At 71.0% G+C, this 13,511-nt stretch carries 14 protein-coding genes and 2 pseudogenes; 6 read left to right on the top strand and 10 right to left on the bottom strand.

Going from position 1 to position 13,511, the window contains the following annotated elements:
• Positions 1–44 precede the first annotated feature (44 nt).
• The 5 genes from AB0I23_RS00080 to sigE form a co-directional block, all read right to left on the bottom strand.
• Entirely contained in the window at positions 45–704 is a 660-nt protein-coding gene (locus tag AB0I23_RS00080; RefSeq protein WP_359105189.1) for a hypothetical protein, read from the bottom strand.
• A 119-nt stretch (positions 705–823) separates the two neighbouring features.
• Positions 824–1,300: a sec-independent translocase gene (locus tag AB0I23_RS00075; protein WP_359105186.1), complete on the bottom strand. Its 477-nt coding sequence runs from the start codon at positions 1,298–1,300 to the stop codon at positions 824–826.
• Positions 1,301–1,399: 99 nt separating this feature from the next.
• Positions 1,400–3,139 (bottom strand): S1C family serine protease, encoded by a 1,740-nt coding sequence (locus AB0I23_RS00070; RefSeq protein WP_359105183.1) that lies wholly within the window; start codon positions 3,137–3,139, stop codon positions 1,400–1,402.
• Between the two features lie 110 nt (positions 3,140–3,249).
• Entirely contained in the window at positions 3,250–4,254 is a 1,005-nt protein-coding gene (locus tag AB0I23_RS00065) for a zf-HC2 domain-containing protein (RefSeq protein WP_359105181.1), read from the bottom strand.
• A complete protein-coding gene (gene sigE, locus AB0I23_RS00060) occupies positions 4,251–5,012 on the bottom strand; it encodes an RNA polymerase sigma factor SigE (protein WP_359105178.1) in 762 nt (253 codons plus the stop codon). Before sigE ends, AB0I23_RS00065 begins: the two co-directional genes overlap by 4 nt.
• Before the next feature lie 181 nt (positions 5,013–5,193).
• Between sigE and AB0I23_RS00055 the strand changes: the two genes are divergently transcribed.
• Complete coding sequence (locus AB0I23_RS00055) at positions 5,194–5,859, top strand: O-methyltransferase (protein WP_037688857.1); 666 nt, start codon at positions 5,194–5,196, stop codon at positions 5,857–5,859.
• A gap of 184 nt (positions 5,860–6,043) precedes the next feature.
• Here AB0I23_RS00055 and AB0I23_RS00050 read toward each other — a convergent pair whose 3' ends face one another.
• On the bottom strand, positions 6,044–6,211 hold the full coding sequence (locus AB0I23_RS00050; RefSeq protein ID WP_003966491.1) for a DUF3117 domain-containing protein: 168 nt from the start codon (positions 6,209–6,211) through the stop codon (positions 6,044–6,046).
• A gap of 312 nt (positions 6,212–6,523) precedes the next feature.
• On the opposite strand from AB0I23_RS00050, the gene AB0I23_RS00045 reads away from it, so the two are divergent.
• Entirely contained in the window at positions 6,524–7,339 is an 816-nt protein-coding gene (locus tag AB0I23_RS00045) for an enoyl-CoA hydratase/isomerase family protein (protein ID WP_359105175.1), read from the top strand.
• 50 nt (positions 7,340–7,389) lie between these two features.
• Here the strand turns inward: AB0I23_RS00045 and AB0I23_RS00040 are convergent, their stop codons facing one another.
• Positions 7,390–7,977 (bottom strand): DNA-3-methyladenine glycosylase I, encoded by a 588-nt coding sequence (locus tag AB0I23_RS00040; RefSeq protein ID WP_359105173.1) that lies wholly within the window; start codon positions 7,975–7,977, stop codon positions 7,390–7,392.
• A 149-nt stretch (positions 7,978–8,126) separates the two neighbouring features.
• Positions 8,127–8,477 (bottom strand): annotated as a pseudogene (locus AB0I23_RS00035) (hypothetical protein); the annotation flags it as partial.
• Positions 8,478–8,580: 103 nt separating this feature from the next.
• Here AB0I23_RS00035 and folP point away from each other — a divergent pair.
• On the top strand, positions 8,581–9,453 hold the full coding sequence (gene folP, locus AB0I23_RS00030) for a dihydropteroate synthase (RefSeq protein WP_359105168.1): 873 nt from the start codon (positions 8,581–8,583) through the stop codon (positions 9,451–9,453).
• A 147-nt stretch (positions 9,454–9,600) separates the two neighbouring features.
• On the opposite strand, the gene AB0I23_RS00025 is transcribed toward folP, so the two are convergent.
• Positions 9,601–10,350 carry a TIGR00730 family Rossman fold protein gene (locus AB0I23_RS00025; RefSeq protein WP_359105165.1) on the bottom strand — a complete coding sequence of 250 codons (750 nt, stop codon included), beginning with the start codon at positions 10,348–10,350 and terminating at the stop codon, positions 9,601–9,603.
• 94 nt (positions 10,351–10,444) lie between these two features.
• Positions 10,445–11,524, bottom strand: coding sequence for a succinyl-diaminopimelate desuccinylase (gene dapE / locus AB0I23_RS00020; RefSeq protein WP_359105162.1), 1,080 nt, complete (start codon positions 11,522–11,524; stop codon positions 10,445–10,447).
• Positions 11,525–11,749: 225 nt separating this feature from the next.
• Here dapE and AB0I23_RS00015 point away from each other — a divergent pair, with 225 nt between their 5' ends.
• The 3 genes and pseudogenes from AB0I23_RS00015 to AB0I23_RS00005 form a co-directional block, all read left to right on the top strand.
• Complete coding sequence (locus AB0I23_RS00015) at positions 11,750–12,691, top strand: hypothetical protein (RefSeq protein ID WP_359105159.1); 942 nt, start codon at positions 11,750–11,752, stop codon at positions 12,689–12,691.
• Positions 12,692–12,977: 286 nt separating this feature from the next.
• Positions 12,978–13,400 carry an ATP-binding protein gene (locus AB0I23_RS00010; protein WP_359105157.1) on the top strand — a complete coding sequence of 141 codons (423 nt, stop codon included), beginning with the start codon at positions 12,978–12,980 and terminating at the stop codon, positions 13,398–13,400.
• A 9-nt stretch (positions 13,401–13,409) separates the two neighbouring features.
• Positions 13,410–13,511 (top strand): annotated as a pseudogene (locus AB0I23_RS00005) (FHA domain-containing protein); the annotation flags it as partial.

Here is a 13,511-nt window from a genome sequence, read left to right as displayed (position 1 = left end):
CCGTACGACGATCGAGGAGGATGCGGCAACCGGTCACCGCCCCGCTACGCGTACGTCGTGATGTCCTCCACCACGGAGAACCCCAGCCCGTACGCGCTCATCCCCCGCCCGTACGCCCCGATGTGCACCCCGCCCGGTGCCGACCCCGCCAGCACCCACCCGAACTCGGACTCCCGGTAGTGGAACGGCACCGGAACACCGTCCACCGGCAGGGACAGCGCCGACCACGCGGGCCCCTCCAGATCGTCGGCGAGTTCGAACGCCGTCTCCGTCTGCTGGTCGAGCCAGTCGTCGCGCAGCGCGTGGTCCAGCTGCGGGGGCCACGTGTACACCAGCAGACCCGAGCCCGCCAGCCACGCCGCCGACGACACCGTGGTCGCCTCCAGCACCCCCGTACCGTCGCCACTTCGCCGTACGGGACTGCTCGCCACCGTCACCACGACGGCGAACCGCTGCTTCTCACCGCCGGAGTCACCCCGTACCACAGGCTCCTCACCGTGCCCGGTCGAACCGTGCTGCACCGTGCCGTCCGCCGCCGTGCCGACCTGCATCAGCCAGCGCGGGCCGGTGAAGGCCTCATCCAGTCCGTACCACGGGAACGACGCCTGCAGATAGCCGTCGACCGTACGCCGGGTCGCCGGCACCCCCTCTGCGGTGACTGTGCTGGGCGCACCATCCGCGCCTGCCCGACTCGTCGTCTCCATCTGGCCGGCCGCCTCCTCGATCCTTAAGGGTCCGCAGCGGCCCGCCCCCCTCGGGCGTCCTCGCAACCGGACAGATGGAGAATAGCGATACCGTCCGGACGAGTCGGGATTGACCGGTGTCAGGTGGCGTCTGCGTCGAAGGGCGGACGCTCGTCCTTCGCGGGCTGCTCGCGCTTCTTGAGCAGGTCGGGGGCGCCCGGGGAGCCGTTCGCCGCAGTGATCGCCCCGCTTCCCGACACGCCGCCCGCGGAGTCCTTGGACGCGCTCTCGCGGCCGTTGACCGCGTCGGTGACCTCGGCCATCTCCTTACGGAGGTCGAAGCTCTCGCGGATCTCCTTCAGCCCGAGATCGTCGTCGCCGTCCATGAGCTGCTTGCGGACGAACGTCTTCGGGTTGAGGTCCTCGAACTCGAAGTCCTTGAACTCCGGGCCCAGCTCCGTACGGATGTCTTCCTTGGCGCTCTCGGAGAACTCGCGGATCTTGCGGATGAAGCGCGAGGCGTCCTGGATGACCTTGGGCAGCTTGTCCGGGCCGAAGATCAGCACGCCGAGGATCACGAGCGTCACCAGCTCCAGTGCGCCTATGTCATTGAACACCTTGTTGCTCCTCGTGTTCCCCGAGCCCAGGTCGGATGATGTCCGGACCCGGCCCACGGTACCCGGCGAAACCGTCCGGGCGGTAGCGTGCCCAAGGCGTCAGGTGCCGGTTGCCGACCCCAGGGTCAAAGTCATGGACAGGTCTTTACCACTACGTGTCAGACCGAGGTCCAGACGGTCACCCGGACGGTGCGCGCGGATCTTCACGATCAGCTCCTCGCCGCTGTGCACCCGCTGCCCGTCCACCTCGGTGATGATGTCGCCCGGCCTGATGCCGGCCTTCGCCCCGGGACCATCGGGTGTCACCGCGGCCTTGCCCCCGGCGCCCTTCGCACCGACCTTGGCGCCGTCACCGGTGTACTTCATGTCCAAGGTGACACCGATCACCGGATGCGTTGCCCTGCCGGTGTTGATCAGTTCCTCGGCGACCCGCTTTCCCTGGTTGATCGGGATGGCGAAGCCGAGGCCGATGGAACCGGCCTGGCCGCCCTCGGTCGACGAACTGTTGTCGGCGGCGCGGATGGCGCTGTTGATACCTATGACATGGGCGTGGGTGTCGACAAGCGGGCCCCCGGAGTTGCCCGGGTTGATCGGGGCGTCGGTCTGCAGCGCGTCGACGTAGCTGATGTCGCTGCCGTCGCCCTTCTCGCCGCCCGCGGTGATCGGCCGGTCCTTGGCGCTGATGATGCCGGAGGTGACGGTGTTGGACAGGTCGAAGGGGGCGCCGATGGCCACCACCGGGTCGCCGACCTGCACATTGTCGGAGTTGCCCAGCGGTAGCGGCTTGAGTCCGAAGACGCCGGTGACCTTGACCACGGCCAGGTCGTAACCGCTGTCCTTGCCGACGACCTCGGCGCGCGCGGTCTCGCCGCCGCTGAACGTCACCGTGATGGAACCGGACGAACCGGCCGGGGCGACGACATGGTTGTTGGTGAGGATGTGGCCCGACTTGTCGAGGACGAAACCGGTGCCGGTGCCTGATTCGGTGGTGCCGCTGACGTGGAGGGTGACCACGCTGGGCAGCGCGCTGGCGGCGATGCCCGCGACGCTGTCGGGGGCCCGTCCGCCGCTGTTCCTCGCGGCCTGCGGAAGCTCGACCGTGGTCAGACCGCCGTTGCGCTCGACGTAGGCCCCGATGCCGCCGCCGATGCCGCCCGCCACCAGGGCGAGCAGCAGCGCGCCGACGAGCAGGGAGCCGCGTCGGCTCTTCCTGCGCCCGCCGTCCGACCCGAGCGGGGGGCCGGGGTGGGTCAGTGGCTGCCGGGGCGCACCCCAGGGGTCGTACTGCAGCCACTGCGAGGACTGCGGCGGCCGGGGCGGGGGTGTGAAGGCCGGGGCAGGGGCCGGGACGGGCGCGGGGGCCGCGGGCATGCCTGCGACGTTCGTGCCGGTGCCTGCGTACGGCGGGGGTACGGGAGTGCCGTGCGCCGGTGTCGGCACCGGGCGCTGTACGGGTGGTGCGGGCGCCCAGGGGCCGGGGCCGCCGTACGGCGGGGTGCTGTACTGATCGGGCTCGTGCAACGGCTTCACCGCAGGCGCCGGCGCTTGGGCCATCGCCGCGGGTGCCTGCGCACCGGGCCCGGGTGTCACGGGCGCCACCAGCGGTGCGGACGCCACGGGCTCGGGCGGTGCGGGCTGGGCAGGAAGTACGGGCGCCGGGCTCACCTCTGCGACGACCGTGGTGTCCGGGTCACCGGCCGGTGCGCCCACGGTCCGCGCGGCCTCGGCCGGTGCCTCCACCGGAGCGGGGGCGTCCTGCGGCGCCGATGTGGTGGCGCGCCCCGCCGTGGGGCGGCTCCACCACTTCGCCTTCGGCCCGGTGGGCTTCCCGTCGTCCATGCTCTCCCCGCAACCGTCACAACTGGTCTCTGCACGCGCTCGAAAGGACATCCCTTCCGGCATTCCTCCCGGGATTCAACCAGGTTTGCGAATGGCTGCGCCGACCCCGGTCAATGCCTGGCGGAAAGCGGCTGACGGCGATCGGCGGGGGTGGGCTTGGCGGCCGCCGACGTGGGTGCCCAGGACGCGGTCGGCAAGGACGCGGAGGACGTGGGGGAAACGGGGTTCAGGCCGCTTCCGAGCGCGTGGGCGAACAGGGGGCTGGTGGCGGTCGGACGTATCAGCGGGGTCGCGGACACATCCGTCAGTACCGCCGCGGCGAAGGGGTTGGCCGTGAGCCGGGCGGTGCCGAACAGGGCGTGGGCGGGTGGCGCGGTATTCGGCGGCTGGGCCGGGGGACCAGTCGTGGAACCGGCGTCGGGGGGGCCGGACGTGCCGAGGCTGCCGCCATTGCGGCGGCTGGTCACGCTGCCGCTCTCGGCCCGTGCGGCCGCATCGAGCGGGGTCACGTTGTTCCCGGCGCCCTCCGCGCGGGTCTGGGCGTCGGGTCCTGCCCCTGTCGGCAGGGCGCCGCCCAGCGCGATGGCCGCCAGCGAGACGGCGCTGGCCGCCGCGAAAGCGAACCTGCGGCCACGCCACGGCGACCGGTCCCCCTCCCGGCCCACCTCATGGATCCGGAACGACGCACGCGATCCGTCGACCGGGAGTACGGCCGTCGAGCCGTGCGGGGCCACGAGATAGCCGAAACGGCCGAGCGGCGACTTCCCCGACGGCGAATCGGTACGGCTGCCGGGAGGCTGCATCACCGGGAGAAGTCCGTCGGCGAACCGCCCGGAGCCCCCGAACGGTCTTCCCTGACGGTCGTCGTCACCGCCCGGTCCCCCGGGAAGACTTTGCAGCCGGGCGAGGAACCCCTCGGACGGCGAAGGCGGGGCCGAGTGCGCAAAGACACTCTTCAGCCGCCGCTGGGCGGCAGCCTCGGCCTTGCACTTCGCGCAGGTCGCGAGATGGGCGAGCACCCGCTCACGGGCGTCATGTTTGAGCTCACCGTCGACAAGCGCGGCGAGGCGGTCCCCCAAGTGCTGTTCCGCAGGGGTCGGCCCTGTGCCACTCACGCCGGCCCGACCTCCCCTGCCACCATGGCTCCCGCCAGCGAGCGCTGCTCGGCGCGGGCCTCGGGCGAGCGGTGCTGCAGAGCCTTGCGCAGGTGCGAGCGACCGCGGTGGATACGGCTGCGCACGGTCCCGAGCTTCACACCGAGGGTGGCGGCGATCTCCTCGTACGAAAGTCCCTCGATGTCGCAGAGCACGACCGCGGCACGGAATTCGGGCGCAAGGGTGTCCAGCGCCTGCTGTACGTCCGCGTCGAAGTGGGTGTCGTTGAAGACCTGCTGCGGAGACGGCTCACGGCTCGGCAGCCGCTCGGCGGCGTCGTCGCCGAGCGAGTCGAAACGGATCCGCTGCTTACGACGGACCATGTCCAGGAACAGGTTGGTCGTGATGCGGTGCAGCCAGCCCTCGAAGGTGCCGGGTGTGTACGTCGACAGCGAACGGAACACCCGGACGAAGACCTCCTGAGTGAGGTCCTCGGCATCGTGCTGGTTTCCCGTCAGACGGTAGGCAAGGCGGTAGACACGACCGCTGTGCGTGCTGACGATCTCTTCCCATGAGGGCGGCATCCACGCCTGGGATTCCGCATCTGAGGCGAAGGTCGCGGTCGGTGCGGAGTCGTTGGAAGAACGGTCAGCGATGTTGGTCACGGATTTCGGCTCACCCGCCGATCTGAGGAAGCGCCGCAGCACTCCTCTCCGATCCACAGGCGCAGCCGCACCTCCCCTGTCGGCTCTGGTGGTGTCCAGTGGAGTCCCTACCATAGCCACCTCGCCCGTTAGCTCCGGATAAGCCTTTTTCCTGCTGGGGCCGGGGATCGTCCCCGGGAACCTCCGGCCCATGATCGCGGGCCGATCTGCGGGCCGGATCCATGAGCTTTCCCCTGTCCTTTCATAACGCCCGGTCCCATCTGCGGGTTCCCGGGTGCAGCGGATACAGTCACCGTTGCGCCAACTACGGGGACAGGAGAGGGTCATTACCGCCAACCGGCAGACGAGCTGGGCGTTCGCCGACGCCTTTGTCGCCGAGGACGAAGCGCTGCGCTGGGCCAGAGACCGGGCCCGGGAGGCAGGGCTCCGCTCGGTGTCACCAGGCACCGGCGCCGCGCTGCGCCTGCTCGCTGCCACGACCGACGCCAAGGCGGTGGCCGAAATCGGCACCGGAACCGGCGTGTCCGGCATCTATCTGCTGCACGGGATGCGGCCGGACGGGGTGCTGACCACGGTCGATCCGGAGCCGGAGCGGCAGCAGTTCGCCCGCGAGGCCTTCCGCGCTTCGGGGTTCGCGGCCAATCGGGCCCGATTCATCCCAGGCCGGGCCCTCGACGTACTTCCGCGACTCGCGGACGGCGGATACGACCTCGTGTTCTGCGACGGTGACCGGCTGGAGAGCCTGGACTGCCTCGCTGAATCGTTGCGCCTGCTGCGACCCGGTGGTCTGGTCTGCTTCGAGGGCGTCTTCGCGGACGGCCGTACGGTCGACTCCGCGGCGCAGCCGGCGGAGGTACTGCGGCTGCGGGAGCTGTTGCGGGCGGTACGGGAGAGCCAGGAACTGATGGCCACGTTGTTGCCGGTGGGCGACGGGTTGCTGTGCGCCGTCCGGCGTGGGTGACCGTTCGTGGTTCCATGCCCCTCACCCGGGCCGGGCGTCCTCGGTCTCCCTCGGTCCCCCTCGGTCTCCCCCGATCCCCCCGCGGCCTCAAAGGGCTGGGAACACCTTTCGACGGGCTTGTTCCGAACGCATCACTGCCCCGGCACGGGTGCCGGGGCAGTGACGAAGTGTGGGCGCCTCTGCGTCAGCCGACGACCTTCTTGAGGGCGTCGCCGAGTGCATCGGCCTCGTCCGGGGTCAGCTCCACAACAAGCCGACCGCCGCCTTCGAGCGGAACGCGCATGACGATGCCCCGCCCCTCCTTTGTCACCTCGAGCGGGCCGTCGCCCGTCCGCGGCTTCATGGCCGCCATGCTCGTTCCCCTTCCTGAAACCAGCTCATAACAACCGGCGGCCCCATGACAGGCGCTGTCTCACCGGCATCGAACACATTGCTTCCAGGCCATTATCCCGCATCACAGACCCCGATGACCAACATCGGTCTGCATCGCTTGCGCAACGCGCTCCCGCAAAACCACCCAATTCGGCGATCCGACTGCGATACTCCGTCGCCTTCACCCCTCCATCGGGGCGCAATCGTTAGACGCAGGTCACATGTTCGCCCTCGGCGATGTCGGCCATGCTTGCCTGGACAGGCATTGCCCGAGGCGCAGAGGGGACATCACATGGCGGACCACGTGGCCGACACCGTGCTCTACGAAGTGACGGACGGACTCGCAACGATCACGATCAACCGTCCCGACGCGATGAACGCCATGAACACAGCCGCCAAGGCGGCCCTCCGCGACGGGCTGCAGTCGGCCGCGGCCGATACCGCTGTCCGGGCGGTTCTGCTCACGGCGGCCGGCTCGCGCGCCTTCTGCGTCGGCCAGGACCTCAAGGAACACGTCGCCACGCTGACCGCCACCCGCGAGTCGGGTTCCGGCAATGCGCTGAGCACCGTGCAGGAGCACTACAACCCCGTCGTGCGGGCGATCGCCGAGATGGAGAAGCCGGTCGTCGCCGGGGTGAACGGGGTCGCCGCCGGTGCGGGCTTCGGCTTCGCACTCGCCTGCGACTACCGGGTGGTCGCCGACACCGCGTCGTTCAACACCTCGTTCGCCGGGGTCGCCCTCACCGCGGACTCAGGTGTCTCGTGGACGCTGCCCCGGCTGATCGGCCGGAGCCGCGCCGCCGACCTGCTGCTCTTCCCGCGCTCGATCTCGGCGAAGGACGCGTACGAGCTGGGCATCGTGAACAAGCTGGTGCCCTCGGCCGACCTCGCCGCAGAGGCCCTGGCGGTGGCCCGCACGCTGGCGGACGGTCCGACGGTGGCGTACGCCGCGCTCAAGGCGTCGCTGGCCTACGGCGCCGGCCACACGCTGAGCGAGACGCTGGAGAAGGAGGACGAACTCCAGACGAAGGCGGGCGCCTCGGAGGACCACACCATCGCGGTGCAGGCCTTCCTGGACAAGGCGAAGCCGAAGTATCTGGGGCGGTAGGGCCTTGCAGGGTCGGCTTCCTCCGTGGGACCGCCGGCCCCGGAGCGCGGTTACGACCCGGTGCCGCGGGCCACGCAGTCGGCCAGGTGGTCGTCGACCAGGCCGCACGCCTGCATCAGGGCGTAGGCCGTGGTGGGACCGATGAAGCGCAGGCCGCGCTTCTTGAGGTCCTTGGCGAGCGCGGTGGACTCCGGCGTGACCGCCTGGACGTCGCCGAGGGTGCGCGGGGCGGGACGCGTGGCCGGGTCCGGGGCGTACGACCAGATCAGTTCGTCCAGCTCGCCGTCCGACCATGCGGCCAGCACCTTGGCATTGGCGAGCGTCGCCTCGATCTTCGCGCGGTTGCGGATGATCCCGGCGTCGGCAAGGAGGCGTTCCTTGTCGGCGTCGGTGAACTCCGCCACCGCGCGGACCTTGAACCCGGCGAAGGCGCTGCGGAACCCTTCCCGGCGGCGCAGGATCGTCAGCCAGGACAGCCCGGACTGGAACGCCTCCAGGCAGAGCCGCTCGAACAGGGCGTCGTCGCCGTGGACGGGGCGGCCCCATTCCGTGTCGTGGTAGGCGAGGTAGTCATCGGTGGACAGTCCCCACGGACAGCGCAGCCGGCCGTCCGCCCCCGCTTCGGCGCCGCCGCTCATCGCCGCGGCTCCTCGCCGGACCGGGGCCCCGACTCCGGACCGGGCGGCGGCTCCTGCTGCGATCCGGACCGGGGCCAGGAACGCGGCTCCGGCTGCCGGTCGGGCTGCTGCCCGGGCTCCGGCGCCGCCCAGGGTGTCCGCTCGGGCCGCGGCCGGTCCTGCGGCTCCTCGAGGAGCCCGACACCGCCCACCGCCGTCGCCTGCGCTCCGGCGAGCGCCGACTCCAGCTCGGCGATCCGCGCGTCCCGCTCGGCGAGCTCGGCGCCCAGCCGGCCGAGCGCGTCGTCGACGTCCGCCATCCGGTATCCGCGTGCCGCCACCGGCAGCCGCAGCGCCTCGACGTCCGCGCGGCCGACCGGGCGGGTCGCGGGCAGCGGGTCGGTCAGCTGCTCGGGCGCCACGTCCTGCAGGACGTGGCTCTTCCCTCCGCCGACCACCGCGAGGGTGACCGCGGCCACGACCACCACCATCGCCAGCAGCAAGAACCAGAACACGCGCATCTCCCCTGGGGCGGAAACCTGTCCGACTCCGATCGTGCCATGCGGTACTGACAGTTAGGGTCGCAGGCGGCGATGGGCGATCTATCCAGAGGAGAAACACAGGATGCGAAGCGGTGCGCTCAGGCTGGGGCGGCGCGAATTCGGGGCGCACGAGCCGGTGATCATGGCGATCGTGAACCGTACTCCGGACTCCTTCTACGACCAGGGCGCGACCTTCCACGACGAGCCCGCGCTCGCCCGGGTCGAGCAGGCTGTCGCCGCCGGCGCCGCGATCATCGACATCGGCGGGGTGAAGGCCGGTCCCGGCGAGGAGGTGACCGCGGCGGAGGAGGCCCGTCGCACCGTCGGGTTCGTCGCCGAGGTGCGGCGGCGTCACCCCGATGTGGTGATCAGCGTCGACACCTGGCGCCACGATGTCGGTGAGGCGGTCTGCGAGGCCGGTGCCGATGTGCTGAACGACGCGTGGGGCGGTGTCGACCCCAAGCTCGCGGAGGTGGCCGCGCGGTACGGAGCGGGGCTGGTGTGTACGCACGCGGGCGGAGCCGAACCGCGGACCCGGCCGCACCGGATCGCGTACGGCGACGTGATGGCGGACATCCTGCGGGTGACGGTGGGACTGGCCGAGCGGGCCGTGGAGCTCGGGGTCAGGCCGGACGGCATCATGATCGACCCCGGTCACGACTTCGGGAAGAACACCCGGCACTCACTGGAGGCGACGCGTCGCCTCGGTGAGATGGCGGAGACCGGCTGGCCCGTCCTCGTATCGCTGTCCAACAAGGACTTCGTCGGGGAGACCCTCGACCGGCCCGTGAAGGAACGAGTGATCGGGACACTGGCGACGACCGCGGTCTCGGCGTGGCTCGGCGCGCGGGTCTACCGGGTGCACGAGGTGGCGGAGACGCGGCAGGTGCTGGACATGGTGGCCTCGATCGCGGGGCACCGGGCGCCGGCGGTGGCGCGGCGGGGGCTGGCGTAGCGGCGGTGAGTCAGCGGGTCGGCGACGCGAGCCGGGATCCGGGGCGGTGGAGCCGCCGCGCAAGGCTTGTCCCCTGCCCCGCCCCTTCCCCGAACCGGGGCGATGCCCCGGATCCCGCTCCTCAGTCACCGGAGAGGCTCACCGCGGTCAGCGGCCGACTTCCTTCGTGACCAGGTCGACCGCCTCGTCCACGTCGTCCGTGACGTGGAACAGCAGCAGGTCCCTCTCGGAGGCCTTCCCCTGTGCCACCACCGTGTTCCGCAGCCAGTCCACCAGGCCGCCCCAGTACGCGGTGCCGAAGAGCACGATCGGGAAACGGGTCACCTTGCCCGTCTGGACGAGGGTGAGCGCCTCGAAGAGCTCGTCCAGTGTGCCGAGGCCGCCGGGCAGGACGACGAAGCCCTGCGCGTACTTCACGAACATCGTCTTGCGGACGAAGAAGTAGCGGAAGTTCACGCCGATGTCGACGTGCGGATTGAGCCCGGACTCGAAGGGCAGCTCGATACCGAGGCCGACCGAGATGCCCTTCGCCTCCCGCGCCCCCTTGTTCGCCGCCTCCATCGCTCCGGGACCGCCCCCGGTGATCACCGCGAAACCGGCCTCGACCAGCGCCTTGCCGATCTGTACGCCCGCCTCGTAGTCCGGGCCGTCGGCCGGGCTGCGGGCCGAGCCGAAGACGCTGATCGCGCTCGGCAGCTCGGCCAGCGCGCCGAAGCCCTCGACGAACTCCGACTGGATGCGCATCACCCGCCAGGGATCGGTGTGCACCCACTCGGAATCGCCCTCGGAGTCGAGCAACCGCTGATCGGTGGTGCCGGGCTGTACCTGTTCCCTGCGGCGCAGTACCGGTCCGAGCCGCTGCTCCTCGGGGACGTGTGCTTCTTCGGGGCTGCCCATGACCCGCTCCCTCCGACGACGTGACGCCATGACGACGTGCTGTGTCAGGTCAGGGTAGATCCACCGAGGTTACGGGCAGGGGAAATGCTGTGGGTCAGCTGGTGAGCCAGGAGCGGAGCCGGTCCTCGCAGTGGGTGATCCGTTCGACCACCACGTGCTCGTTGCGCTTGTGCGCGAGGAGCGCGTCACCGGGCCCGTAGTTCACGGCGGGGACGCCGAGCGCGCCGAAGCGGGAGACGTCCGTCCAGCCGAACTTCGGCTGCGCGGTGCCGCCGACCGCTGCCATGAACGCCTTGGCCGCCGGGTGGGAGAGGCCAGGCATCGCCGCGCCGGAGTGGTCGTCGACGGTGAACTCGACGACGCCGCAGTCCGCGAAGACCTCGTGGACGTGGGCGAGGGCGTCCTCGGGGCTGCGGTCGGGGGCGTACCGGTAGTTGACGACGACGGTGCAGGCGTCCGGGATGACGTTGTTGGCGACGCCGGCCTCGATGCGTACGGCGTTCAGACCCTCGCGGTACTCCAGCCCGTCGATGACCGGCCGGCGCGGTTCGTAGGCGGCGAGGCGGGTGAGGATCGGGGCGGCGGCGTGGATGGCGTTGGACCCCATCCAGCTGCGCGCGGAGTGCGCCCGCTCCCCTTCCGTACGGAGAAAGACCCGCAGGGTGCCCTGGCAGCCGCCCTCGACCTGGGCGTCGGACGGTTCGAGGAGAACGGCGAAGTCGCCCGCCAGCCAGTCGGGGTGGGCGTCGGCGACATGCCCGAGCCCATTGAGGTGCGCGGCGACCTCTTCGTTGTCGTAGAAGACGAAGGTGAGGTCGCGGTTGGGCTCGGGCACGGTCGCGGCGATCCGCAGCTGGACGGCGACGCCCGACTTCATGTCGGAGGTACCGCAGCCCCAGAGCACGCCGTTCTCGTCGAGCCGGGACGGGACGTTGTCGGCGATCGGCACGGTGTCGATATGTCCGGCGAGTACGACGCGCTCGTCGCGGCCGAGGTTCGTCCGGGCCACGACGTTGTTGCCGTGCCGGTCGACGGTCAGGTGCGGGAGCGTGCGCAGCGCCGTCTCGATCGCGTCGGCCAGCTCCTTCTCGTCCCCGCTGACCGAGGGGAAGTCGACGAGGCGGGCGGTGAGGGCCGGACCGTCCAGGGTGAGGTCAAGGGTGCTTTCGGGCATGGCCCCGACCCTAAGGCCTGTACGGCGGTTCGTGGTCGGACAGATCGCGGCGTCCGGTGCCGTGCTTCGCAAGGTGCCGGAGCGTCCTCCTCGCGGATCTGTTCGGGCTTTTCTTCAACGCCGCGAGGTGCCCGTGCCGGGCGTCGGGGCCCGGCCGTGATCCGTCGGACAGGCCTGAGGGACTTCGCCGTCGGCCCCGGCCGGGCCCTCCAGTACGGTGGGCGCGTGCCCCGGACCGCCTCCTCCGCCCGCCGACACACCGGCCGCAGCCGCCTCTTCCGTATCGCGGCGGCCTTTGCGGTGCTCGTCGGCCTGGCCGGCTATCTGACCATTCAGTACATCTCGGGCAAGAAGGGCGTCGAGCGGTGCGCCGTGCAGTCCGCCGACGGTTCGGCGGGCCGGGGGCGTACGTACCGGCTGAGTCTGGAGCAGGCCGCGAACGCCGCGACGATCTCCGCGGTCGGCACCACGCGCGGAATGCCTGAGCGCGCGGTGACGATCGCGCTGGCGACGGCGTTGCAGGAGTCCGGACTGCGCAATATCGAGCACGGTGACCGGGATTCGCTGGGACTGTTCCAGCAGCGCCCCTCGCAGGGCTGGGGCACCGAGAAGCAGATCCTGGACCCGGTCTACTCGGCCGGGCAGTTCTACCGGCATCTGGCCGAGGTCCCCGGCTACTCACGGCTGCCGCTGACGGTCGCCGCGCAACGGGTGCAGCGCAGCGGTTTCCCGCAGGCGTACGCGAAGCACGAGCCGGATGCCGCACTGCTGGCCGCCGCGCTGACCGGCCGCACGCCCGCCGCGCTGACCTGCACGCCGACGCGGACGGCGGCGGGACCTGCCGACGCGACGAAGGTGCGGTCGGCGCTGGTACGGGCCTTCGGCAAGGGAGTCTTGCCCGCCTCAAACGCGGCGGGCGACGGGGCGTCGGGCGGGGCGGAGGCCGCGGGCACGTTCTCGGTGCCGGTGAAGACGGCGCGGACCGCTGGGGGCGGCGGCAGGACGCAGCGCGGCTGGGAGCTCGCGCACTGGGCGGTGGCGCAGGCCGAATCGCTGGGCATCGACCGGGTCGCGTACGCGGGCCGGGTGTGGAGGACCGGGGAGGGCTGGCGGACGGACCGCGAGGAATCAGGCACCACACAGGTCCGCATGCAGCTCGTTCGCTAGGACGAAGGATCCCCCGTAGGGGTCATCCGGTCCTTTCGGGAGCCGCCGCCGCCACACACCTGCGGCACCCTCTCGATCGCACACCGATTCCCTTGCAGGGAAAGAGAAGTGACGGTCCATCCGGCGTTCGGGAATACAGCGTTTGTCCGGGTTCCTCCGTTGTGGATTATGTGACGCATTACCGACTCTTTACCTCGGTGCACCGCAACCTCCCCCGCCCCCACGACGGTTGTCACTGCGTCCGATCACCGGACAGACAGATTCCACATCCCGTCGAAGGAGCATCATGTCCCTCCCCCTGACCCGTCGGATCGCCCGTGCCGCGCTGTTGATCGCGGCGGGTGCAGCCCCCGTGGTCGGTGCGGCCGGCGCCGCAGGTGCCGCGGAGCTCCCGCAGGCCCCGGAGCTCGGTGGTCTGACGACCGTCGACGGCGCCGGTCTCGGCAAGACCGTCGGCGGAGCCTCCGAGCAGGGCACCAAGGTCGCGGGCGCCACCGGCGGCAAGATCGTCGGGACGGCCGTCCCCGCAGCGGGCACGACCGTCGGCAGCCAGGCCGCTCCCGCGGCACACAGGGCCGCCCGTGAGGCCGCGGGCAACGCCGGTGAGCTGGTCGGCGGGGCCACCGGTGCGGCGACCAGGGGCAGTCTGCCGACCGGCGGTCTGCCGACGACGCGGGGCCTGCCCGCCCAGGGCCTGCCGATCGTCTGACCCCGCGTACCGGACACGTTCGAGTTCTCCAGGGTGGTCCTGCCCGCCGGTACCGAGTTGCTCAGCTTCGACGTATGGGCACCGCGGCACGACTACGCAGCCCCGGCGGAC

The organism is Streptomyces atratus (assembly GCF_040655115.1).
Taxonomy (GTDB): Bacteria; Actinomycetota; Actinomycetes; order Streptomycetales; family Streptomycetaceae; genus Streptomyces; species Streptomyces atratus_D.
Note: the sequence above shows the minus strand (reverse complement) of the source record. Positions and strands in the feature narration are given on the sequence as shown.

What these genes read in the sequence shown, in the direction of transcription:
- dapE (WP_359105162.1), bottom strand. Translation starts at nt 11,524, where the DNA reads ATGCCCGAAAGCACCCTTGACCTCACCCTGGACGGTCCGGCCCTCACC.
- AB0I23_RS00040 (WP_359105173.1), bottom strand. Translation starts at nt 7,977, where the DNA reads ATGAGCGGCGGCGCCGAAGCGGGGGCGGACGGCCGGCTGCGCTGTCCG.
- AB0I23_RS00045 (WP_359105175.1), top strand. Translation starts at nt 6,524, where the DNA reads ATGGCGGACCACGTGGCCGACACCGTGCTCTACGAAGTGACGGACGGA.
- folP (WP_359105168.1), top strand. Translation starts at nt 8,581, where the DNA reads ATGCGAAGCGGTGCGCTCAGGCTGGGGCGGCGCGAATTCGGGGCGCAC.
- sigE (WP_359105178.1), bottom strand. Translation starts at nt 5,012, where the DNA reads ATGGTAGGGACTCCACTGGACACCACCAGAGCCGACAGGGGAGGTGCG.
- AB0I23_RS00010 (WP_359105157.1), top strand. Translation starts at nt 12,978, where the DNA reads ATGTCCCTCCCCCTGACCCGTCGGATCGCCCGTGCCGCGCTGTTGATC.
- AB0I23_RS00070 (WP_359105183.1), bottom strand. Translation starts at nt 3,139, where the DNA reads ATGGACGACGGGAAGCCCACCGGGCCGAAGGCGAAGTGGTGGAGCCGC.
- AB0I23_RS00025 (WP_359105165.1), bottom strand. Translation starts at nt 10,350, where the DNA reads ATGGGCAGCCCCGAAGAAGCACACGTCCCCGAGGAGCAGCGGCTCGGA.
- AB0I23_RS00080 (WP_359105189.1), bottom strand. Translation starts at nt 704, where the DNA reads ATGGAGACGACGAGTCGGGCAGGCGCGGATGGTGCGCCCAGCACAGTC.
- AB0I23_RS00050 (WP_003966491.1), bottom strand. Translation starts at nt 6,211, where the DNA reads ATGGCGGCCATGAAGCCGCGGACGGGCGACGGCCCGCTCGAGGTGACA.